This window comes from Sphingomonas sp. HF-S4, from assembly GCF_032911445.1.
Classification (GTDB): domain Bacteria; phylum Pseudomonadota; class Alphaproteobacteria; order Sphingomonadales; family Sphingomonadaceae; genus Sphingomonas; species Sphingomonas agrestis.
Window position 1 is genome coordinate 47071 of the sequence record NZ_JAWJEJ010000002.1, and the last position, 21859, is coordinate 68929.

Consider the following 21859-nt stretch of genomic DNA (forward strand, 5'->3'; position numbering starts at 1 on the left):
CAATCGCGCCAACTGCGCGATTTTCCGCTCAAACTTAGGGCGAAGCGGTCGTTTACCACAGCGAGGGGCCGGTCCACGGCGCAGGGGGAAGTATAGTCGCATGTTCGTGCTGATCGGCTTTGTCGTCCTGATCGCGATGGTGTTCGGCGGGTTCGCCTTCACCGGCGGCGCGCTCGGCCCAGTGATGCATGCGCTTCCGCATGAGATGCTGATCATCGGCGGCGCCGCGGTCGGCGCGCTGATCATCGGCAACTCGATGAAGGAAATCAAGGCGCTGGGCGGCGGCTTCATGCGCGTGATCAAGGGCCCGAAATACAAGAAGCAGGACTATCTCGACACGATCTTCCTCGTCTCCAAGCTGATGAAGATGCTGCGCACCGAAGGGCCGATCGCGCTGGAGCCGCATGTCGAGGATCCCAAGTCGAGCGCGATCTTCGCCGAATATCCGCGGCTGCTCGCCGATCACACGCTGATCAACCTGATCACCGATACGCTGCGCCTCGTCGTCGTCTCGTCGGGCACGCTCGACGTGCATGCGGTCGAGGAAGTGATGGATAACTCGATCAAGACCCACCACCATGAGGTCCAGGGACCGCAGGGAACGCTGCAGAGCCTGGCCGATGCGCTGCCCGCATTGGGCATCGTCGCGGCGGTGCTCGGCGTGGTCAAGACGATGGGATCGATCGACAAGCCGCCGAGCATCCTGGGTGGGATGATCGGATCGGCGCTGGTCGGCACGTTCCTGGGCGTGCTGCTCGCCTATGGGATCGTCGGGCCGCTCGCGACGCGGCTCCAGCAGGTGATCGACGCCGATGCGGCGATCTATCACACGGTCAAGCAGATCATCATCGCGTCGCTCCACGGCCACCCGCAACCGCTGGTGATCGAGGCCGCACGCTCGGGCATCGCGCACCACAACCAGCCCGGCTTCGGCGAGGTCTTCGACGGGCTGCGCGGGCGCTGACGTCATGGCAGCCAGAGCCCCGCACGGGAACAACCAGCCTCCCAAGATCATCATCGTCAAGAAGATCATCGACGCGGGGCATGGCGGCCATCACGGCGGCGCGTGGAAGGTCGCCTATGCCGATTTCGTGACCGCGATGATGGCGTTCTTCCTGCTGATGTGGCTGCTCGGCGCGACCACCGAGAAGCAGCGCAAGGCACTCGCCGATTATTTCGCGCCCACCCTGGTCGAGTTCAAGCAGAACAGTGCCGGCTCGAACGGGCTGTTCGGCGGCGACGCGATCAACGCGCAGGACAATTATCCCAACCGCGCCGGCCAGACCGGCACGCGTTCGATGACCGTCCCCGTCGGCGGCACCGGCGGCAAGGATGTCGGCACCGGGCAGAAGGGCACGCTCAAGGACCAGCGCGCGATCGAGGCGCAGGACCAGAAGAATTTCGACCGCACCGCCACGGCGATCCAGGCCAAGATGCGCGCGCGGCCCCAACTCGCCAAGCTCGCCAAGCATATCCGCTTCGTTGCGACGCGCGACGGGATGCGGATCGACCTGCTCGACGACGCCAATTACTCGATGTTCGACCTCGGCACGACCGCCTTGGTCACCGACGCGAGCGCACTGATCGGGACGATCGCCGAGAGTATTTCCGGGATGGAGAACCCGATCATGATCCGCGGCCACACCGACAGCCTGGGCTATGGCGACCCGCGCAACATGAACAACTGGATGCTCTCGAGCGGCCGCGCCGAGGCGACAAGGCGCCGGCTCGCCGCGGGTGCGGTGCCCGAGATGCGCTTCGAGCGGATCGAAGGCGTCGCCGACCGCGAGCCGCTGATCATCGAGGCCCCTACCGACCCGCGCAACCGGCGGGTGTCGATCACCCTGCTCTATCGGCGGATCATGGACCAGGACAAGGGACGCGGCTTCGGGCGCGGGACCAAGCAGCCGGTGCTAGCGGCGCGGTGACCCGAATTCCCCTTCCTGAAAGGGAAGGCTAGGGGTGGGTTTAGCGGCGGGCAGGGGTCGATGCCCTGCTCGGCGCTTAGGTGCCGGGCGACAGAGTCTTTTGGGCGCGCAGACGCGCGCGCCGACCCCCTACCCCTCCCTGCAAGCAGGGAGGGGCGTTTTAGAAGAACTGCTTTCGGAAGGTCAGCCGTACCACGCGCCCGAACGGATCGACCAGGTTGGGCACATAGGCCGCGGGCACCTCGCCATTGGCGTCGGTAACCCGCTGCCGGGCGTTGAATACATTGTCGAGCCGGAGCTGGACGCGCGAGCCGCGCAGCCAGGGGTGCTTGAGCAGGGCATCGAAGTCCTGCCCCGGATTATACTCGGCCATCAGTCCGATCTTGGCCAGGCTGCCGAAATCGAGCTGCGTCTGGCTGCCGAGCGCGCCGGTGGTGCGCTGCCAGCCGCTCTGCCACTGGCCAGTGGCCTGGACCAGCCACGCATCGCGCTTGACCGCGATCAGCCCGTCGATCTGATGCGCCGCGACGCCCTGGGCGCTCGATCCGTCGAGCCGGTCGATCACGGGCAGGCCGGGACGGATGACGATCTCGTCCTTGAGCAGCCAGCTATGGTTGAGCGTGAAGCGGATCTGGTTGCCGCGATTGCCGCCGCCGCCAAAGCCGCGTCCCCCGCCGCCGCCCGGCCCGCCACGGAAGCCGCCCGCGCCCGGACCCTGCCTTGGCCCCTCGCCACGCTCGCGGCCCTGCTCGGCGCCGGGCTGGCCTTGAGCCTGTTGCTGGCCCTGGCCCTGCCCCTGCCGCTGGGCCTCGCCCTGCCCCGGACGGCGCTGGTTGCCGCCGAACAGACTCTGCTGCTGGCCGAGGCGGCGGAACTGCTCCTGCTGCGCGGTGAACTCAGGCGGCAGTGGCTGGCCGGTGCGGCGCGATTCGACGACGGCCTCGCGATAGGCAGTCATCCGAGACTGCATCTGCCGACCCTGGGGCGAGGAGATCGGGATCGAGAAATCGATTCCCCAGCGCAGCTGCGTCCGGTCCTGCCGGTCGACGGTGATCGGACGATAATCGACGCTGAGCAGCCTGCCGTCGGGGTCGCGCACGAAGCGATCGGGGAACGCGGCCTCGATCTCGGCGGTGGCGCCGGGGAAGGCCAGGATGCCGGCGCGCGTGCGCGAGTCGCTGAAGCTGGCATTGATCCCGAAATTGGTCTCACTGAACGGTCGGATGCTCAGGCGCGCGTTGAACACATGGCGGTTGTCGGCCGGCAGCAGCGGATTGCCGCCGGTGATCGCCGTGACGTCGACGCTCTCGTTACGGACGAAATCGTAGATGCGCCGGTTGGGCGTCACCAGCACCGGATCGCCAAGCTGGCCCGGATCGGGCGCATTGCGATCGTCGCTGACGCTGATGTTGGCGCGCAACTGCGGGATCGGCGACCAGTTCAGGCCATAGGTCGTGCTGGTGAGCCGGCCAAAATCGGAAAGCTGCTCGACTTCGACATTGCCGGTGAGCGACAGGTCGCCGATCGCGTCGAGCACCGCCATCCGCCGGCTGGTGATCGGCAGCGTGATGTTGCCGCGGATGCTCGCCGAATCGCGGGCGATATCGCCGGCGCGATACTGGCCGGCGATCCAGGACTGGCTGTCCTGGCGCTGGGTTCGCCCGAGCACGCGGACGCTCGCGCGGACATCGCCGGCAGGGAGCTTGAACAGCGAGCCGAAGGTCGAGAAATCGAGCGTGGCGCGGTTGCTCTGCGACTTGGCGATCTGATCGGGCTGGAGCGCGTAGAGCGAGGCGGCGATCGGCCCGAACGGATTGAAGCGCGGATCGCCCGCGTCGAGCAGCGCCTGCGCGCCGGTCACGTCGATGCCGGTCGCGGTAACCGACTTGTTCTCGTTATATTGATATTCGCCCTGGAGCGACCAGCCCCAGCTCGCCAGCCAGGGCGAGGTGGTGCCGTTGATCGTCACATTGCCGTTGATCGCCCGGCTGTCGTTCGACCGCGCGAGCGCAGGCAGATTGTCGTAATAGCGATAGAGCTCCACGTCCCGCGAAAAGGGTGAGAAGGGGTTGCTCGCGGGCAGTACCAGCGCCGCGCTGGGCAGGCCGAGCAGCGTATCGGTGTGCCGCGTGGTGAAGCCGACGGTCGCGACTGCGCTGACCGTTTGCGAGATCGCCGGGCGATACGTGCCAGTAATCTCGAAATTGCGCTGCGGAGTGCCGCTGAGCGGCGCGGTGTTGTCGCCGAACTGGCGCGCGCCCGCCCCGCCGGTCAGCGTGCGGTAGGGCGTGAGATCGCTGACGTTGCGGACGCCCGCGGTGCCGGCGAAGCCGGCGAGCGTCGGCGCGGTGCCGTTCGCACCCAAAGGTACGCCCGCCTCGGTGACCATGCCCCCCGCGAGCGCGCTCAGCACCGGATCGATCTCGCCGCCGTTAAGGCCAGTGATGTTGCCGAACGTATCGAACAAGGTCGTCGGCGCGCGGGTGACGCCGCGTTCGCTTTCGAGCAGCCCCGAATTCTGGCCGTACTTCACGTCGAGCTCGATCCGCTCGTCGCGCCGGATGCTCTGCAGATTGGCGTTGAAGCCCTGCCCCGAATTGCCGCCGGCCCAGGGCATTGCGCCTTCGAGCACGGTAGTGACTGCCTGGAAGCGGCGGCGCAGGACGAAATTGACCACCTTCTGGTTGGCGCCATAGCCGAACTGGAGCGCGGCCTCCTCGGGCAGGATGTCCATCCGCTCGATCGCCTCGGTCGGGATGTTGCGGATTTCGGCGAAGCTCGAACGCCGTCCGCTGAGCAGGATCACCGGCTGCTCGCTTCCGCGACCCGAGCCGCTGCCGAGTTGCGCCGAGAGCGCGTTCATCAGCTCGGTGACGTTCGATGCGCCATAAGAGCGGATATCGGCGGGGCTGAGCTGGACCTCGGGCTTGACGTCGCCGGGCACCGCACCGCGCAGCTGGCCAGTGACGACGATCTCGTCGCCGAGGGTCTCCTCGGCCTCGGGTTCGGCGGGCGGGGGCGTCTGCTGCGCCGGTGCGGCGCTGTCGGTCAACGCGGGCGCCGGCTGCGGCGCGGGCACCGCCGCGTCCTGCGCCGCCGCGGTCATCGGCAGTGCGCCGACCATCAGCGCACCGATCGCGCATCCCCACTTCGTCATCACCAACACTCCCAACGATCCAGGCACTAGTTCATCGGCCTGCATGTACCGGGGCTGGCTAATCGCGACTTGTCGCAAAATTGTGCCAAGGCTGGGGATATTTCGGGCGCCCGCTGGGCGCCCGGGGGTTTCTGGTGCGGTCGAGAAGACTCGAACTTCCACGGCCTTTCGGCCACAACGACCTCAACGTTGCGCGTCTACCAGTTCCGCCACGACCGCACGTGAAACACACCGGGAGGTCCCCGGTGACTGGTGAGCCGCGGCCCCTAGCAAAGGCTTTCGAGCCACGCAAGCCACTCAAGCGCGCTTTCTCTATTTGTCGGAAAACTCTACACGCGGCGGCCCGTGCTGCTCTCCCCCGCCCTTTCCGCAGAGATGCGCCGCATCCTCGCACTGGCCTGGCCGGTGGTGCTGACCAGCCTCAACTGGACGATCCTCTACGTCACCGACGTCGCGGTGGTCGGCCTGGTAAGCACGGAGGAAGCGGCGGCGCTGGGGGCGAGCCGATCGCTGACCTTCCCGGGGATCGTCGTCGGGCTCGGCTGGCTGACCGGTATCCTCGTCTTCGTCTCGCGCGCAGACGGGGCGGGCGACCTGCGCGAGACTGGCCGCGTGTTTCACCAGGGGCTGCTGCTCGCGCTGATCCTGGGGCTGATCAGCGGGCTCGCGCTGTTCCTGTGGCCAGAGCCGATGCTGCTCGGGCTTGGCGTCGCCCCCGGCACCGCGCCCGCTGCGGCCGACGTCGTCCGGGTGATGGCGCTGGCATATCCGTTCCAGCTGGTCATCGTCGCGGCGAGCTTCTTCCTCGAAGGCGTGAGCCGGCCGCGGCGCGTGACCGTGGTCAATTTGTCGATCCTGCCGCTCAACGCCGTCCTCGCCTGGGTGCTCGCCACGGGGCAGTTCGGGCTGCCGGTGATGGGCGCGGTCGGCGCGGCGGCGGCGACTGCCGCGGCGTCGGCGATCGGCGCGATCGGGATGGTCGGCGCGGCCTGGACGCTGCCACGCGCCGGCCAACGCGGCGTCCACGACCTGAGCGACCTCGGCAGCCGCGCGTCCTGGGCCGGCGCGCTCCAGCTCGCCAAGTTCGGGCTGGTGCCGGCGATCGCATCGGGGCTCGAGCTGGTCGGCTTCGCGATCCTGATCGCGCTCTCGACGCAGCTCGGCACGACAACCGCCCACGCCTTCCAGATCGTCTTCTCGATCCACAACGTCACGTTCGCGGTGGCGCTGGGGCTGGGATCGGCGGCCGGCGTGCGCGTCGGCAATGCGGTGGGCGAAGGCGTGCCCGAGGATGCGGGGCGACGCACGATGATCGCGGCGCTGCTCGCGGCGCTGGCCACCGGCGCGCTGTCGCTGCTGCTGATCGTGCTGGCGCTGCCGGTGGTGGCGATCTTCCCGGCGACCGGCGAGGTCCATGCGCTCGCCGCGTCGATGCTGGTGCTATGGGCGCCGTTCGTCCTGTTCGACGGGGTCCAGATCGTGTTCGTCTATGCGCTGCGCTCGCTCGGCGACCAGGTAGTGGCCGGGGTCAACGGCATCCTGGCCTTCTTCGTCATCACCGGCGGGCTGGGCGTGGTGCTGATGCACGGCGGCTACGGGCCGAACGGCCTCGTCCTTGCCTCGGGGCTGGGGATGGTCGCCGCCGCGCTGCTGCACGGCGCGCGGCTGGCCTGGGTCAGCGGCCGATTTCGGACGCGAAGCTGAGTTCGACCACCTTGGCGCTGCGTGGCACGTCGAGCTTGGCGCCGGTGAAGTCGAGCGCGGTATTGGCGCCGAGCGAGCGGTTCTCTGGGGTGATCCGCCAGCTATAGACGAGCTGGTCGGCGCCGTCGCGCAGTTCGACGCGGATGTCGGGCACGCGCTGCGGGCCGCCGGTGGGGTTGACCACCTTGCCCGAGACGACGAACGCCTCGCTGCCATTGGGCATCGGGCGCAGCTCGACGCTTTTGTCGGTGAAGCGCAACGGGGTTTCGGCCTCGCCGCCGAGACCGAGGCCGAACTGCGCGGCGAACCCCGGCGCGCCAGAATAGAGGATCGCGCCGGCGCCGAGCAGCATCGACACGCCGGCGACCACCGCCGCGGCGGTCCAGCGCTTGGCCGGATTGCGGCGCGGGCGGGCCTGGCGCGAGGGCGGCGGCGCGAAGGGATCGTATTCGGGTGGGGCGTTGGCGATCGGATCCTCATAGACGCGCGGCGCCTCGGGTTCCGGGCGCGGCTCGGGTGCCGGCCGCGCGGCGGCGGGCGCCGGCGCTTCGGCGACCGTCGCGCGCGCCACTTTGACGGTGAAGCCCTGCGGCTGGAGCGACGCCTGGGGCCTTGGGCGTTCGGCAACCGCGACGGCCGCCTGGGCCGGCGCGGCAGCGGCGCGGCTCTCCGCGACCGCGGCAGGCCGCGTGGTGCGATCGGCCACGGCGGGTGCCTGATACCAGCTGTGCTTGCAGCTGGCACACCGCACCGTTCGGCCCTCGGCACCGATGGCGCTGTCGGGAACGAGGTACCGCGTCCGGCACTGGCTGCATTCGAGGATCATCTAAGCGTCTCACCCGCCCGGCTGCCCACTGGCCAGGTAGGGTGATTCTAGCTGTAACGAATCGGCCCTACAAGAGTCTCGCGCAGCCATGCCGCCATCGCTTGAGCCGCGCCGCGCGCTGTGCAATGCCGTGCGCCGTCCCCAAGGCAAGGAGCGGCCGGCGCCGGCGAATGGCCAATATCGTCCAGTTCGAGAATGTCGGCTTGCGCTATGGGACGGGAACCGAGACGCTCTCGGACGTCAGCTTCACGCTCAAGAGCGGTTCCTTCTATTTCCTGACCGGCCCGTCCGGCGCGGGCAAGACCTCGCTGCTCAAGCTGCTCTACCTTGCCCAGCGGCCGACGCGCGGGGTGATCCGGCTGTTCGGCGAGGATGCCGGCGCACTTCCCCGCCAGCGGCTGCCCGGGTTCCGGCGGCGCATCGGCGTGGTGTTCCAGGACTTCCGCCTCGTTCCGCATCTCTCGGCCTATGACAATATCGCGCTGCCGCTGCGCGTCGCGGGGGTGCAGGAGAACGATGTCGAGGCGCCGGTGCGCGAGATGCTCGCCTGGGTCGGGCTCAGCGATCGCGGGCGCGCGACGCCGCCGACGCTGTCGGGTGGCGAGCAGCAGCGCATCGCGATCGCGCGCGCAGTGATCGGCCGCCCCGAGCTGCTCGTCGCCGACGAACCGACCGGCAACGTCGATCCCGAAATGGCCGAGCGGCTGCTCTATCTGTTCGAATCGCTCAATCGTCTGGGCACCACTGTAGTGATGGCGACGCACGACCTGCACTTGCTCCAGCGCATCCCGACCGCGCAGATGATGCGGATCGAGCATGGCCGGCTGAGCGACCCCACCGGCGCGCTGCGCAACCCGCCGGGGCAGCCATGATTCCCGGGCTCAACCCCAACGGACCCGACAAGAGGCTACTCGACGAGGGCCGGCGCACGCGCGCGATGAGCTGGATCATGGCGATCATGCTGTTCCTCACCGTGCTCGCCGGCGCGCTGGGGCTCGGCATGTTCGCGGCGACCAGCCAGCTCGACCGCCAGCTTTCGGGGCGCTTGACCGTCCAGATCGTCGAACCGGTGGCGAGCCTGCGCGACGCCCAGGCGGCCGCAATGGTGCGCGAACTCGCCCGGCTGCCGGGGGTCGCGACGGTCCGCGAAGTCGATCGTGCGCATCTGGCCGAGCTGATGCGCCCCTGGCTCGGCGATGCCGGGCTCGATCCCGATCTGCCGATGCCCGCGATGATCGACGTCGAGGCGCGCGGCGGCGACTTTGCGGCAATCGAGCGGGCCGCGCGACGCATCGCGCCGAGCGCGCGCGTCGATCGCCATGCGCAATGGCTGTCGCCGGTGCGCAGCTTCCTTTCGACGATGAGCTGGCTTGCGGTCGGCCTGATGCTGCTGATTGCGGGCGCGACCGCGGCGGTGGTGCTGCTTTCGGCGCGCGCGGGGCTGGACACGCACCGCGACACGATCGAAGTGCTGCATATGCTGGGTTCGACCGACATCCAGATCGCCCGCCTGTTCCAGCGGCGGATCGCCTTCGACACCTTGACCGGCGGGCTTGCCGGGACGGTGGCGGGGCTCGCCTTGGTGTGGCTGCTCGAGGCGCGGCTTAGCGCGGTCGGCTCCGAAATGCTCGGCGGCGTCGCGCTCCAGCAGCGCGACTGGTTCCTGCTCGTCCTGCTGCCGCTGGGCTTCGCGCTGCTTGCCACGGTGGCGGCGCGGATCGCCGTGCTGCGCGCGCTGGGGACGCGGCTATGATCTGGCGCACCGCCTTGCTGCTGGTGCTCGCCTGGGCGCTCGGCTTCGTCTTCTTCCTGTTCTCGCTCGGCAAGCCGCTCGACGCGCGGAAGACCGACGCGATCGTGGTGCTGACCGGCGGCGGCGGGCGGATCGACCGCGGGCTGGCGGTGCTGCGCGCGGGCGACGCCAAAAGGATGCTGGTCAGCGGCGTCGATCCCGACGTTCGCCCGGTCGAGCTGGCGGTGCAGTTCAAGATCGACCGCAAGCTGATGGCGTGCTGCATCGACCTGGGCTGGCAGGCAGTCGACACGCGATCGAATGCCGACGAGACCGCACAATGGGTGCAGCGCCACGGCTTCAAGTCGGTGCGGCTGGTGACCACCGACTGGCACATGCCGCGCGCGCGGATGGAGTTGGCGAGCGCGATCGGCGGCGATGTCGACGTGATCGGCGACGGGGTGCGCAGCGGACCGAACAGCCCGGGCTGGCGCATCCTACTGCGCGAATATCACAAGTTCCTGGTCCGGCGGATCGCCTTGTGGACGGGAGCGGGCTGATGGACCGCCTACGCAGTGCGTTGTTCAAGCTCGCTTTCTTTGGCGGCTCGGTGGTGATCGTGCTGCTCGCCCCGCTGACCGCGCTGTTCGGCCAGCGGGCGTTTCGGCGCTGGGTGATCTTCTGGACGCAATATCATAGCTGGTGCTCGCGCCACATCGCCGGGATCCGATTGCGGATCGAAGGCACGCCGCGCACGGAGCCGGCGCTCTATGTCTCCAAGCACCAGTCGTTCTTCGAGACCTTCGAACTGGTACGGCTGCTCGATGCACCGGCGGTGGTGATGCGCCAGGAATATGCGCGCATCCCGGTATGGGGCTGGGCGGCGCGGCGCTATGGCATCATCATCATCGATCGCAGCGGATCGGCATCGACGCTGCGCCAGATGATGCGCGAGGCCAAGGCCGCGGGCGCCGAAGGGCGATCGGTGATCCTGTTCCCCGAAGGCACACGCTCGGCAATGGGCGAGGCGCCGCCGGTGCTGGCGGGGCTCACCGGGCTGTACCGCGCAGTGGGGCTGCCGGTGGTACCGGTGGCGCTCGACAGCGCCCGCGTCTGGCCCAAGCACGGGCCGATGCGGCCGGGCGTGGTGACCTTACGCTTCGGCGAAACGATTCCGGCAGGATTGAAGCGCGAGGAGATCGAGTCGCAGGTGCACCGCGAGATCAATGCGCTGAATCCAGCGCGTGGCGCGTAGGAAATCGGCGGCTTAACTTCGCACTTTGCGCATTTATTCTTTCCGAAAATTGCGAGGGGTTGAAACGGTCTTGCGTTTGGCCCGATGATCTTACTGACGGTTCAAAGAGCGACTGGCCTTGCTGAGGCGCCAAGGCGCCAGTGCAGCAGGCGAAATCCTACATTGCAACCTAGTCGTGCGAGCGGCCGAAATCGGGGCGGGCATCGTCCTGGCCCTGGTCGATGATCGAGCGGCGGACGGCGCGGGTGCGGCTGAACAGATCGAACAATTCGTCGCCCTTGCCCCAGCGGATCGCGCGCTGGAGCGCCGACAGGTCCTCCGAAAAGCGCTGGAGCATGTCGAGCACCGCCTCGCGATTGGCGAGGAACACGTCGCGCCACATCGTCGGGTCCGAGGCGGCGATGCGGGTAAAGTCGCGGAAGCCGCCGGCCGAATATTTGATCACTTCGGAGCTGGTGACTTCCTCCATGTCCGACGCGGTGCCGACGATCGTATAGGCGATCAAGTGCGGCAGGTGGCTGGTCACCGCGAGCACACGATCGTGGTGCGCAGGCTCCATCGTCTCGACCTCGGCACCGAGACGCCGCCAGAATTCGAGCACGCGCTCGATCGCGATCCCGGGCGTCCCTTCGGGCGGGGTGACGATGCACCAGCGATGCTGGAACAGCGAGGCGAACCCGGCCTCGGGCCCGCTATTCTCGGTGCCCGCCACCGGATGCGCGGGGACGAAGACGGCGTCGGGCAGCGCGGCGCGGACCGCCTCGATCACGCTTTCCTTGCACGAGCCGACATCGCTGACGATCGCGTCGGCGGGGAGATCGGCGGCAAACTCGGCTGCGGCGGTCCCCATCGCGCCGACGGGGACGCAGAGCACGACCAGATCGGCATCGATCACCGCGGTGCCGGCAGTGTCCGCCACGTCGTCGCACAAGTCGATCCGCAGCGCGGTCTCGCGCACCGCGGGGTCGGCGTCATAGCCGGTGACGCGGACGCTCGGCATGTGCTGGCGCACGGCGCGCGCGATCGACGAGCCGATCAGGCCCAGGCCGATGACGGTGACGCGCGCGAAGGGGAGCATCAGGCGCCGACGATCTCGCGGATCGCCGCGGCGAGGCCCTGGATGTCCTCCTCGGTGCCGATCGTGATGCGAAGGCCATGCGGCAGCCCCTGCCCCGGCAGCCAGCGGACGATATAGCCGCGCTCCATCAGGGCTTTATACGCGTGTTCGGCATTCACTTCGCCCTCGAACAGCACGAGCTGGAAGTTCGCCTTGGAAGGAACCGCGCGCAGCCCCTTGTTGCCCATCGAGTCGATCTGGTCGGCGAACCAGGTGCGCCACTGCCGGTTGTGGCTGTAGCTGCGCTCGACAAAGGCATGGTCGCCGAGCGCGGCGATCGCGGCCTTTTGCGCGGCGGTGCTGAAGTTGAACGGCGCGCGGATGCGGTGCATCGCATCGATCATCGCGGGCGCGCCATAGCCCCAGCCGACCCGCTCCGAGGCCAGGCCGAAGATCTTCGAGAAGGTCCGCGTGACGAGCACGTTGTCGGTGGTACGCGCCAGATCGAGCGCGCCATCATCATCCTCGGGATCGAGATATTCGGTATAGGCCTGGTCGATCACCAGCAGCACGGACGGCGGCAGCGCGGCATGGAGCCGGGCGATTTCGGCGCGCGACGTATACGTGCCGGTCGGGTTGTTCGGATTGGCGACGAAGATCACCTTGGTGCGATCGGTGACGCACGCCAGGATCGCGTCGACATCAGTGGCATAGTCCTTGTCGGGGGCGATCACCGGCGTCGCGCCGACGCGGCGCGCGGCGATGTCGTACACGGCGAAGCCGTAGCGGACGTAGATCACCTCGTCGCCGACCCCGGCATAGGCACCCGCCGCCAGGTGCAGAACCTCGTCCGATCCGGTGCCGTAGATGATCCGTTCGGACTCGAGATCGTAATGCGCGCCGATCGCCTCGCGCAGCTCGGCGGCGCTGGCATCGGGATAGCGCTCGAGCTGCGACGCGGCGGCGGCAAAGGCCGCGCGCGCGGCCTGGGGCGTGCCGAACGGGTTTTCGTTCGACGAGAGCTTTACGGCCTTGGTGCCGGAATCGGTAGTCGAGCGCCCCGGCACATAGGGGGCGATCTCCATGACCCAGCGGTTGGGAACGGGTGCTGTCATGGTCGCGCGGCTTGGCGGAATGGCCCGGCAATGGCAAGCTCGGCTTGGGCAGAGGAGGGGGCGATGCGGGGAAGCAGCTTTGTATGGCAGGCGCTGGCGACGGCGCGGGCGCGGAATGTGGCCGAGGCGGGGGACGCGCCGCCAGTGCCGCGGGCGCCGGGCGTGACGCGGCGCACGCTGATCCAGGGCATCGCGGCGGCGGGTCTGGCCGCGGCGCTGCCCCGCCCTGCCCGCGCCTTTGCCGGCGGGCGCGTGGCGATCATCGGTGGCGGAATCGCCGGGCTGAGCGCGCTGCATCACCTGCGCGAGGCGGGCGTGGACGCGCAGGTCTATGAGGGCCGCGCGCGCACCGGCGGGCGGATGTTCACGCATCGCCCGGCGAGCGGACCGTGGTTCGAAGTCGGCGGCCAGCTGGTCAACACCGACCACGACGACATGCAGAAGCTGTGCGAACGCTTCGGAATCAAGCTGGTCGATCGCAAGGCCGAGCCGCACCGGACACTGATCCTCGGCGACGGGCGGCTACTCGGCGAGGCCGAGCTTGCCGAGGCGCTGCGGCCGATCGCGGCGCAGATCGACAAGGACTCGGCGCGGCTCGACAAGGATTTCGCACGCGTCGCGGCCGAGCTCGATCGGATGTCGATCGCGGGCTATCTCGACAAGCATCGCGCGCTGATCGGCAAGCCCTGGGTGCGCGAACTGCTCGAAGCGACCAGCCGCACCGAATATGGCGTCGAGCCCAGCCATGCCTCGGCAGTCGAGCTGGTGTTCGCCCTGCCGACGGTCGACGGCACGCGCGTCGAGGTGCTCGGCGGTTCGGACGAGCGCTATGTGATGCAGGGGGGCAGCTCGAGCCTGATCGAGGCGATGTCGGCGCATTATGCCGATCGGATCACGATGGGAAAGCGGCTGCTGCGCGTGGAATCGGCGCGCGGCGGGGTGCGGCTCGGCTTTCTCGACGGATCGAGTGCCGAGGCCGAGACGGTGATCGTCGCGGTGCCGGCGCCGCTGCTCCGCCAGATCGACTGGCGCGTGCCGTTGCCGCCGGTGTGGCGCGACTTCATCGCCGAGATGGAATTGGGGTATAACGAGAAGGTCCAGGCCGCGACCGGCGCGACGCCGTGGCGCGCGCCGATGGGCGTGGGCGGCGAGCTGTGGCAGACCAGTGCCCAGGCCGGCTGGGCGCTCGGCTGGGACGGCAGCGTCCACCGCGCCGACGGCGTCGCGCCGGTGTGGACCTGGTTCCTCGGCGGCGACGAGGCGCGCACCGAGGAAGCGCCCTCGGCGCTCTCGGCGGGGTTCGCAGCCAGCGCGGAGACCGCGATCCCCGGGCTCGGCGCGGCGGCAACCGGCCCGTTCGCGCGGACCAACTGGCATGCCCAGGCGATGACGCTGGGCGCGTACGTCAATTTCCGGCCCGGCCAGATCACCCGGTTTGCGCGGCTGCTCTGCGTCGAGTCGGACGATCCGGCCGAGCGGCATGTGCCGGCGGCGGGGCGGATCCACTTCGCCGGCGAGCATCTGTCGGAAGCCTATCCGGGATATATGAACGGCGGCGCGCAGACCGGGCGCGTGGCGGCGGAGGCAATCAGCGGGCGACGGGCCGTGCGAAAGGCCGCCTGAGCGGCGACCATGTGGAGATAGGATGTACAGCGTGCTGCTTCCTGCCCTGGCACTCCTGTCGGTGGGCAATGCGTCCGATACGCCTTCGAAGGGTGATGCGGCCCCGATCGACGGGCGCTTCGACATTGGCGGGCGATCGATCCGGTTGGTCTGCACCGGCGCAGGCAGCCCGACGGTCGTCGTGGATGCCGGCATGGGCACCGCGCCAGTCGAGGATCCGGCTTGGCAGGGCATCGCCGCGAAGATCGCGCGGGTAACGCGCGTCTGCCTCCACGACCGGGCAGGGCTCGGCAGCAGCGATCCGGCGCCCGGCACGCCGCGGACGAGCGCGGATGCCGCCGCCGACCTGCATGCCGTGCTGAAGAAAGCGGGCGTCCCAGGCCCCTATCTGCTCGCCGGCCATTCGATCGGCGGGTTGCATGCGCAGGTGTTCGCCGCCCGCTATCCGACCGACATCGCCGGGCTGGTGCTGATCTCGTCGACGCATGCCGACCAGATGACGACATGGCTGTCGCTGCTGCCGCCCGCCGCGCCGGACGAGGAGAAGGCGATTACCGAAGGCCGCGCCTTCCTGACGACGATGCTCTCCGATCCCACGAAGAACGAGGAGAAGCTCGACTTCCCGGCGAGTGCGGCCCAGGCGCGGGGGCTGAAAACACTCGGCAGCAAGCCTGTGATCGTCGCAACGCACAGCCCGCGCTTTCGCATGGTCCCCGGCCTCTCCGAACCGATGGCAATCAAGCTCGAGACCGCGACCCAGAAGATGCAGAAGCAGTTCCTGTCGCTGTCCTCTAACGCGCGGCAGAATATCGCGCCGACCGCTGGGCACGGCCTGCCCCACGAGGCGCCCGGTTTCGTGGTCGACAACATCCTGGAAGCCGTCGCGCTCGCCCGGAGCGCGAGGCCCTAGGCGGATTGCCTCTAGGGCGATCACCCCCTAACCGGTCCCCCATGTCCGACGATCCGCGCTTTGGCCTGAGCCGCACCGCGACGCTGCCCGGGCCGTTGCGGCTCGACGGGGGCGTGCTGCTGTCGCCGGTCGACATCGCCTATGAGACCTATGGCACGCTGGCGCCCGATGCGGGCAACGCGATCCTCGTCTGCCACGCGCTGACCGGCGACCATCACCTCGCCTCGAACCACCCGGTCACCGGCAAGCCGGGCTGGTGGACGCGGATGGTGGGGCCGGGGAAGCCGATCGATACCGACCGCTATTTCGTCGTCTGCGCCAACGTGCTCGGCTCGTGCCTCGGCTCGTCGGGGCCGGCGAGCGTCAATCCGGCGACCGGCAAGCCCTGGGCGATGGCGTTCCCGGTCATCACGATCCGCGACATGGTGCGCGCGCAGGCGATGCTGCTCGACCATCTCGGCGTGGAGAAACTGTTCGCCGTCGTCGGCGGATCGATGGGGGGAATGCAGGCGCTGAGCTGGGCGGCAACCTTCCCCGAGCGGGTTGCCGCGGCGGTGGTGATCGCCAGCGCGGCGCGGCATTCGGCGCAGAACATCGCCTTCCACGAAGTCGGGCGGCAGGCGATCATGGCCGACCATCGCTGGCGCGGCGGCGATTATTATGCCGACAACGATCCCCCCGCATCGGGACTGGCGGTGGCGCGGATGGCGGCGCACATCACCTATCTGTCCGAGGCGGGGCTCACCGCCAAGTTCGGGCGGAAGCTGCAGAGTCGTGACGCCAAGACGTTCGGGTTCGACGCCGATTTCCAGGTCGAGAGCTATCTGCGCCACCAGGGGCTGAGCTTCGTCGACCGGTTCGATGCCAATTCGTACCTCTATATCACCCGGGCGCTCGACTATTTCGACCTGGCCGAAGAGCATAATGGCACGCTTGCCAATGCGTTCACCGGCGATACGCGCTTCTGCTTGGTTAGCTTCGACACCGACTGGCTGTACCCGACCAGCGAATCGCGGACGATCGTCCACGCGCTCAACGCCGCGGGCGCGCCGGTGAGCTTCGTCGAGCTGTCGTCGCCGTTCGGGCACGACGCGTTCCTGCTCGAAAGCCCCGAACTCGACCGGGTGATGACCGGCTTCCTGCGCGCGGGAGAGGCATGATGCACTATCGGATTTCGTTCGATCCGGAGGACCAGCAGCTCGATGTGATCCATGGGTATCTGACGCGCTCATACTGGGCCGAGGGAATTCCGCGCGAGACCGTGGCGCGCGCGGTGGCGAACTCGCTCTGCGTCGGCGCCTATGACGACGAGGCGCAGGTCGGCTTTGCCCGCGTCGTCACCGACCGCGCCACCTTTGCCTATCTCGCCGACGTGTTCGTGCTGGAGGGGCATCGTGGACGCGGGCTGGCCCAGCAGATGCTCGAGGCGCTGGAAGACCATCCCGCGTTGCAGGGGCTGCGGCGCTGGGTATTGTTCACTCGCGACATGCAGCCGCTTTATGCCAAGCTCGGCTGGGAAGCCTATCCGCATCCCGACCGGCTGATGGTGCGCGACACCCCGGATATCTACACGCGATGAGTTTGCGTCCGGATCTCGCGATCATCGCCGCCAACGTCCAGCCGGTGACGCGCGTGCTCGATGTCGGCTGTGGCGACGGCGCGCTGATGGCGGCGCTGCGCGACCAAAGCGGGGTGGACGCGCGCGGGCTCGAGCTCGATCCGGCCGACGTCGCCGCGGCGATGGCGCGCGGGCTCTCGGTGGTGCAGGGCGATGCCGACAGCGACCTAGCCGACTATCCCGACGACAGCTTCGATTACGCGATCCTCAGCCAGACGCTCCAGACGACGCGGCGGCCCGACCGGGTGCTCGACGAGTTGCTGCGGATCGGGCGGCGGGCGTTCGTTTCCTTCCCCAATTTCGCGCATTGGCGCGTGCGCGCGTCGCTGCTGTTCGGCGGGCGGATGCCGGTGACCCGGCTGCTGCCGATCGCCTGGTATGCGACGCCCAACATCCACCATGTCACGGTCGACGATTTCCGCGCGCTGGTGAAGAAGCGCGGGATCATCGTCGAGGAATGCTGGTTCCTCTCGGGCGACCAGCGCACCGGATCGGGCTTCGCCAATCTGTTCGCCGAGCACGCCGTGTTCCTGCTGCGGAAGGACCGGTGATGCGCACGGTCGTATCGGTGCATCCGGCGTATCGCAACGATATCGGCGACCTGGTGACGCGGCGGCCGCTGCCGGGGCCGGGCGTGGAGAATGTCGGGGCGTTCCTGTTCCTCAACCATCACGGGCCGCAGGCCTATCCGCCGAACAATCGCGGGCTGCCCTTCGGGCCGCATCCGCACCGCGGGTTCGAGACGGTGACCTTCATCCTCGAAGGCGAATTGGCGCATACCGATTCGGCCGGGCACGAGAGCGTGATCCGCGCCGGCGGCATGCAGTGGATGACCGCGGGGCGCGGGATCGTCCATGCCGAGGTCTCGCCCGCGGGGTTCAAGCGCGACGGCGGGGCTATGGAAATCCTCCAGCTCTGGCTCAATTTGCCGGCGCGGCTCAAGATGACGGCGCCGCGCTATATCGGGCTGCAGGCCGAAGGGATCCCGGCGATCGAAGCCGAGGGCGCGATCGTGCATCTGATCGCGGGCGCGTTTCAGGGCGAGACCGGGCCGGTCGAGTCGCTGACCGGGACGATGCTCGGCTGGGTCGAACTGCGCGAAGGCGAGGTTACGTTCGATGGGTTGGAGGGGCGTGATGTGTTTCTCTACGCGGCGCGCGGCACGATCGAGGTCGGCGGAAGGCAGGTGCCGCAATTCCACCTCGCCCAGCTGAGCGCGGGCGACAGCGTGACGGTCAGCGCATCGGAACCGGCCCTGTTTCTGTTTGGCCATGCCGAGCCGATCGACGAGCCAATCGTCGCGCACGGCCCGTTCGTGATGAACACCGTCGAGGAGATTCGCCAGGCGTTCGCCGATTACCAGGCGGGCACGTTCGGCGTGGCGGAGATCGTCGAGGGCTGAGCGTGCTCCGGCGAAGGCCGGAGCGTTGGCGTCGTGAGGCTAGCTTCCAGCGCTCCGGCCTTCGCCGGAGCACGGGGGGGGCGACTAGATCTCGCTGCCCCAGTTGACCGTGGCGCGCGTTCCCCCGTTCATCGGCTCGACGACGATCAGCAGGCTGCGCTTGGTATCCTCGCCCGCGGAATATTTGTCGGCGGTCGACAGCCGCTGGGCGAGCCCAGAGGCATTGGCCTGCGCGCGCGACCAGCCGAGCACTTCGGCGGGCTGGGCCTGGACCAGATAGACGATCGTGCCGCTGACATGGCGCGGCGTGCCGTCCGGCCCCGAGACGCAGGTGGTGACCTGCGCATCGGCATAGAGCGGCACGAAATCGGGCTTGTTCGAGCAATCGATCGCCGCGGTCACCGCCGCGGGCTTGCCCGCAGCCGCAGCCGCGGCGACATTCTGACCGGTCGGATCGTCGGTAGTTTCGGTGGAGACCTTGTTGCCGCACGCGGCGAGCAACAGCGTCGTTCCCAGAATCAGATGTCGCATCGTCGCTCCCCTTCGGCACTCCGACGATGCGCCCCTGCGCAAGTTGCTCAGAACGGCACGTCGTCGTCGAGATCGTCGGGGAAGCCGCCGCCGAAACTGCCGCCGCTCTTCTGGCCGCCGCCGTTGAAATTGCCGCCCCCGCTGCTGCCGCCGCGGCTCGACGACTGGCCCGAGAATTCGTCGCCGCCGCCCCAATCGTCGCTCGGCCCGCTGCTGCGGCCCGCGCCGCCGCCCTGGCCGGGCGCGCCGTCGAGCATGGTCAGCACCGAGTTGAAGCCCTGGAGCGTCACTTCGGTCGAATAGCGATCATTGCCCTGCTGGTCCTGCCACTTCCGCGTGGTCAGCGCGCCTTCGACATAGACCTTGCTGCCCTTGCGGAGATATTTCTCGGCGACGTTGGCGAGGCCTTCGTTGAAAATCTTGACCGTGTGCCACTCGGTCTTTTCCTTGCGCTCGCCCGAATTGCGGTCCTTCCAGCTCTCCGACGTGGCGATGCGGAGCTCGACAACCTTGCCGCCGTTCTGAAACGAACGCGATTCGGGGTCGCGCCCGAGATTGCCGACCAGGATGACCTTGTTGACGCTGCCGGCCATGGAAACTCCGCTATGTGATCTGTACGTGTAGGTGAACGAACAGGGTACTATCGATGGCCGAGATCATCAACCTGAACAAGGCGCGCAAGGCGAAAGCACGCGTGGATAAGTCCGCCCGCGCCGGGGAGAACCGTGCGCGCTTCGGCCGGACCAAGGCGCAGAAGCAGGCCGACGCCGCCGAGAGCGCGAAAGTGACGCGGCTGCTCGACGAGTCGAAGCGCGACTAGAGCCCCAGCGCCACCGCGCTCCAATAGGTGATGCCGGCCGCGATGTAGGCGAGCACGAAAAGGTAGCCGACCATGAACGCCGGCCATTTCCAGCCATTGGTCTCGCGCCGGGTCACCGCGATCGTCGAGATGCACTGCGGCGCGAACACGAACCACATCAGGAAGGCGAGCGCGGTGGGCAGCGTCCAGTTCTTCCGGAGGTTCTCGCGGATCGTCGCCTCGCCTGCGGCATCCTCGGGATTGTCGACCGCGTAGACCGTGCCGATCGCGGCGACGGCGACTTCGCGGGCGGCCATTGCCGGGATCAGCGCGAGCGCGATATCGCGGTTGAAACCGATCGGCGCGACGACGGTCTCGAGCCCGTGACCGATGCGCCCGGCGATCGAATAATCGACCTGCGAGACGTTCGAACCCTCGGGCGGCTTGGGGAAGCTGAGCAGCGCCCACAGCACGACCGTGGTAAACAGGATGATCGTCCCGGCGCGCTTGAGGAAAATCTCCGCGCGCTGCCACAGCCCGAGACCGAGATCGCGCAGCCGGGGTAGCTGGTATTTGGGCATCTCCATCATGAAGCCCGAGGTCGCGCCCTTGGTGACGGTGCGGCGGAGCACCAGCGCAACGACGAACGCGCCGAGGATCCCGAATAGGTAGAGCGAGAACAGCACCAGCCCCTGCAGCCCGATGCCGGGCAGCACCGTGCGATCCGGAATCAGCGCGCCGATGATGATCGCATAGACCGGCAGGCGCGCGGAGCACGTCATCAGCGGGGCGATCAGGATCGTGGTGAGGCGGTCCTTCTCGTCCGAGATGGTGCGCGTCGCCATGATGCCGGGCACCGCGCAGGCGAAGCTGGACAGCAAGGGAATGAAGGCGCGACCCGACAGCCCGACACTGGCCATCACCCGATCCATCAGGAAGGCGGCGCGGACCATATAGCCCGAGGCTTCGAGCACGAGGATGAAGGCGAAGAGGATCAGGATCTGCGGCAGGAACACGACGACCGCGCCGACGCCGGCGATCACGCCGTCGACGATCAGCGATTCGAGGAAGCCGGCCGGAAGCACCGCGCTCGCTTGCTCGGCAAGCCATGCCATGCCGCCCTCGATCCAGCCGATCGGCGCCTCGGACCAGGCGAACACCGCCTGGAACATGACGAACATCAGGCCGAGCAGCAGGATCGGCCCCGCAACGGGGTGGAGCGCGACGGCGTCGGCCCGGTGGGTCCAGCGGCGTGCGGCGGTTTCAGAGACGGTGACCGCGGTGGCGATCTGGCGGGCGCGGCGCTGGAGGACGACGATATCGTGCTGGACGCCCGCGCCGGGACGCACGGCATGCACCGTGCGGACGACTTCGCCGAGCCGCGCCTTCAACGCTTCGAGTCCGCGCTTGCGCACCGCGACGGTGGGCACCACCGGCACGCCGAGCTCGCGCTCGAGGGCCTCGGCGTCGAGCGTCAGGCCGTCGCGCTCGGCCAGATCGACCATGTTGAGCGCGACGACGATCGGCAGGCCCAGCGCGATCAGCTGGAGCGTGAAGCGGAGATGGTTGTCGAGATTTGACGCGTCGATCACGGTGACGATCGCGTCGGGCAGCCGCTCGCCGCTCTGTCGGCCGACCAGCACGTCGCGGGTCACCTGCTCGTCGGGCGAGGAGGGATCGAGGCTGTAGGCGCCAGGAAGATCGAGCAGCTCGACGGGGCGGCCATCGGGCAGCGCCATGCGGCCGGCATGCCGCTCGACGGTGACGCCGGGGTAATTGCCGACCTTCTGCCGCGCGCCGGTCAGCGCATTGAACAGCGCGCTCTTGCCGGCATTGGGATTGCCGACCAGCGCGACCAGCGGTGCCTGGTTCATGATGCGGGTTTCGGCGAGACGTGGATTGCAGCGGCGATGTGGCGGCGCAGCGCCACCGTCATCCGGCCGATGCGGCAGGCCACGGGGCCGCGGCCGAGCAGGCCCGAGCGATGGAGCAATTCGACTTCGACGCCTTCATCGAGGCCGAGCTCGCGGAGCCGGCGTCCTTCGGGCTCGGACATCGAACCCCATTCGACCTGGGCGACGGTTCCGGGTTCGAGGCGGGGCAATTGGGCGAGCGGGATAGGCTGCATCGCAGCGGCGACATTCATGCTGCGAGTCATTATCAATAACCTGTTGAATGCGCTAGTAGGTTGTTCCGGAAAAC

The 21859-nt window shown here is 68.4% G+C and carries 22 protein-coding genes and 1 tRNA gene; 14 read left to right on the plus strand and 9 right to left on the minus strand.

Going from position 1 to position 21859, the window contains the following annotated elements; genetic code table 11:
• The first annotated feature begins 100 nt into the window (after window positions 1–100).
• Both motA and RZN05_RS16040 read left to right on the plus strand, forming a co-directional pair.
• Complete coding sequence (gene motA, locus RZN05_RS16035) at window positions 101–964, plus strand: flagellar motor stator protein MotA (protein ID WP_317227692.1); 864 nt, start codon at window positions 101–103, stop codon at window positions 962–964.
• 4 nt (window positions 965–968) lie between these two features.
• Window positions 969–1928 carry a flagellar motor protein MotB gene (locus RZN05_RS16040; RefSeq protein WP_317227693.1) on the plus strand — a complete coding sequence of 320 codons (960 nt, stop codon included), beginning with the start codon at window positions 969–971 and terminating at the stop codon, window positions 1926–1928.
• A gap of 160 nt (window positions 1929–2088) precedes the next feature.
• Here the strand turns inward: RZN05_RS16040 and RZN05_RS16045 are convergent, their stop codons facing one another.
• Entirely contained in the window at window positions 2089–5085 is a 2997-nt protein-coding gene (locus RZN05_RS16045; RefSeq protein ID WP_317227694.1) for a TonB-dependent receptor, read from the minus strand.
• A gap of 132 nt (window positions 5086–5217) precedes the next feature.
• Window positions 5218–5304: transfer RNA gene (locus tag RZN05_RS16050), tRNA-Leu, on the minus strand.
• 156 nt (window positions 5305–5460) lie between these two features.
• Between RZN05_RS16050 and RZN05_RS16055 the strand changes: the two genes are divergently transcribed.
• Window positions 5461–6789 carry an MATE family efflux transporter gene (locus RZN05_RS16055; protein ID WP_317227695.1) on the plus strand — a complete coding sequence of 443 codons (1329 nt, stop codon included), beginning with the start codon at window positions 5461–5463 and terminating at the stop codon, window positions 6787–6789.
• Here the strand turns inward: RZN05_RS16055 and RZN05_RS16060 are convergent.
• Entirely contained in the window at window positions 6761–7615 is an 855-nt protein-coding gene (locus tag RZN05_RS16060; protein ID WP_317227696.1) for an MJ0042-type zinc finger domain-containing protein, read from the minus strand. The genes RZN05_RS16055 and RZN05_RS16060 overlap by 29 nt on opposite strands.
• Before the next feature lie 170 nt (window positions 7616–7785).
• Between RZN05_RS16060 and ftsE the strand changes: the two genes are divergently transcribed.
• Genes ftsE through RZN05_RS16080 form a run of 4 tightly spaced genes read left to right on the plus strand, consistent with a single transcriptional unit; the run spans window position 7786 to window position 10602 of the window.
• Window positions 7786–8487, plus strand: a complete 702-nt coding sequence (ftsE, locus tag RZN05_RS16065; RefSeq protein WP_317227697.1) for a cell division ATP-binding protein FtsE — start codon at window positions 7786–7788, stop codon at window positions 8485–8487.
• A complete protein-coding gene (locus tag RZN05_RS16070) occupies window positions 8484–9368 on the plus strand; it encodes a cell division protein FtsX (protein ID WP_317227698.1) in 885 nt (294 codons plus the stop codon). The genes ftsE and RZN05_RS16070 overlap by 4 nt, the downstream gene beginning before the upstream one ends.
• On the plus strand, window positions 9365–9907 hold the full coding sequence (locus RZN05_RS16075) for a YdcF family protein (RefSeq protein WP_317227699.1): 543 nt from the start codon (window positions 9365–9367) through the stop codon (window positions 9905–9907). Before RZN05_RS16070 ends, RZN05_RS16075 begins: the two co-directional genes overlap by 4 nt.
• The gene (locus RZN05_RS16080) at window positions 9907–10602 is read left to right on the plus strand and encodes a lysophospholipid acyltransferase family protein (protein WP_317227700.1); all 696 of its coding nucleotides are present in this window, start codon (window positions 9907–9909) and stop codon (window positions 10600–10602) included. The genes RZN05_RS16075 and RZN05_RS16080 overlap by 1 nt, the downstream gene beginning before the upstream one ends.
• Before the next feature lie 169 nt (window positions 10603–10771).
• Here RZN05_RS16080 and RZN05_RS16085 read toward each other — a convergent pair whose 3' ends face one another.
• Window positions 10772–11680 carry a prephenate/arogenate dehydrogenase family protein gene (locus tag RZN05_RS16085; RefSeq protein ID WP_317227701.1) on the minus strand — a complete coding sequence of 303 codons (909 nt, stop codon included), beginning with the start codon at window positions 11678–11680 and terminating at the stop codon, window positions 10772–10774.
• Window positions 11680–12774 carry a histidinol-phosphate transaminase gene (gene hisC / locus RZN05_RS16090; protein ID WP_317227702.1) on the minus strand — a complete coding sequence of 365 codons (1095 nt, stop codon included), beginning with the start codon at window positions 12772–12774 and terminating at the stop codon, window positions 11680–11682. The genes RZN05_RS16085 and hisC overlap by 1 nt, the downstream gene beginning before the upstream one ends.
• Before the next feature lie 63 nt (window positions 12775–12837).
• Between hisC and RZN05_RS16095 the strand changes: the two genes are divergently transcribed.
• From RZN05_RS16095 to RZN05_RS16120, 6 genes are read left to right on the plus strand one after another with little or no spacing between them, the layout of a single operon-like run.
• Window positions 12838–14397 (plus strand): flavin monoamine oxidase family protein, encoded by a 1560-nt coding sequence (locus tag RZN05_RS16095; RefSeq protein ID WP_317227703.1) that lies wholly within the window; start codon window positions 12838–12840, stop codon window positions 14395–14397.
• Window positions 14398–14428: 31 nt separating this feature from the next.
• On the plus strand, window positions 14429–15307 hold the full coding sequence (locus RZN05_RS16100) for an alpha/beta fold hydrolase (protein ID WP_317227704.1): 879 nt from the start codon (window positions 14429–14431) through the stop codon (window positions 15305–15307).
• Window positions 15308–15348: 41 nt separating this feature from the next.
• Window positions 15349–16467: a homoserine O-acetyltransferase MetX gene (gene metX, locus RZN05_RS16105; RefSeq protein WP_317227705.1), complete on the plus strand. Its 1119-nt coding sequence runs from the start codon at window positions 15349–15351 to the stop codon at window positions 16465–16467.
• Window positions 16464–16886, plus strand: coding sequence for a GNAT family N-acetyltransferase (locus RZN05_RS16110; RefSeq protein WP_317227706.1), 423 nt, complete (start codon window positions 16464–16466; stop codon window positions 16884–16886). Before metX ends, RZN05_RS16110 begins: the two co-directional genes overlap by 4 nt.
• Window positions 16883–17476 carry a methionine biosynthesis protein MetW gene (metW, locus tag RZN05_RS16115; protein WP_317227707.1) on the plus strand — a complete coding sequence of 198 codons (594 nt, stop codon included), beginning with the start codon at window positions 16883–16885 and terminating at the stop codon, window positions 17474–17476. The genes RZN05_RS16110 and metW overlap by 4 nt, the downstream gene beginning before the upstream one ends.
• Entirely contained in the window at window positions 17476–18327 is an 852-nt protein-coding gene (locus RZN05_RS16120; protein WP_317227708.1) for a pirin family protein, read from the plus strand. Before metW ends, RZN05_RS16120 begins: the two co-directional genes overlap by 1 nt.
• 84 nt (window positions 18328–18411) lie before the next feature.
• On the opposite strand, the gene RZN05_RS16125 is transcribed toward RZN05_RS16120, so the two are convergent.
• Both RZN05_RS16125 and ssb read right to left on the minus strand, forming a co-directional pair.
• Window positions 18412–18858: a hypothetical protein gene (locus tag RZN05_RS16125; RefSeq protein WP_317227709.1), complete on the minus strand. Its 447-nt coding sequence runs from the start codon at window positions 18856–18858 to the stop codon at window positions 18412–18414.
• A 47-nt stretch (window positions 18859–18905) separates the two neighbouring features.
• The gene (gene ssb / locus RZN05_RS16130; RefSeq protein ID WP_317227710.1) at window positions 18906–19451 is read right to left on the minus strand and encodes a single-stranded DNA-binding protein; all 546 of its coding nucleotides are present in this window, start codon (window positions 19449–19451) and stop codon (window positions 18906–18908) included.
• Window positions 19452–19504: 53 nt separating this feature from the next.
• Here ssb and RZN05_RS16135 point away from each other — a divergent pair, with 53 nt between their 5' ends.
• Window positions 19505–19678, plus strand: a complete 174-nt coding sequence (locus RZN05_RS16135) for a DUF4169 family protein (RefSeq protein ID WP_317227711.1) — start codon at window positions 19505–19507, stop codon at window positions 19676–19678.
• Here the strand turns inward: RZN05_RS16135 and feoB are convergent.
• Both feoB and RZN05_RS16145 read right to left on the minus strand, forming a co-directional pair.
• A complete protein-coding gene (feoB, locus tag RZN05_RS16140) occupies window positions 19675–21531 on the minus strand; it encodes a ferrous iron transporter B (RefSeq protein WP_317227712.1) in 1857 nt (618 codons plus the stop codon). The genes RZN05_RS16135 and feoB overlap by 4 nt on opposite strands.
• Complete coding sequence (locus tag RZN05_RS16145; RefSeq protein ID WP_394804830.1) at window positions 21528–21815, minus strand: FeoA family protein; 288 nt, start codon at window positions 21813–21815, stop codon at window positions 21528–21530. The genes feoB and RZN05_RS16145 overlap by 4 nt, the downstream gene beginning before the upstream one ends.
• Window positions 21816–21859: the final 44 nt, after the last annotated feature.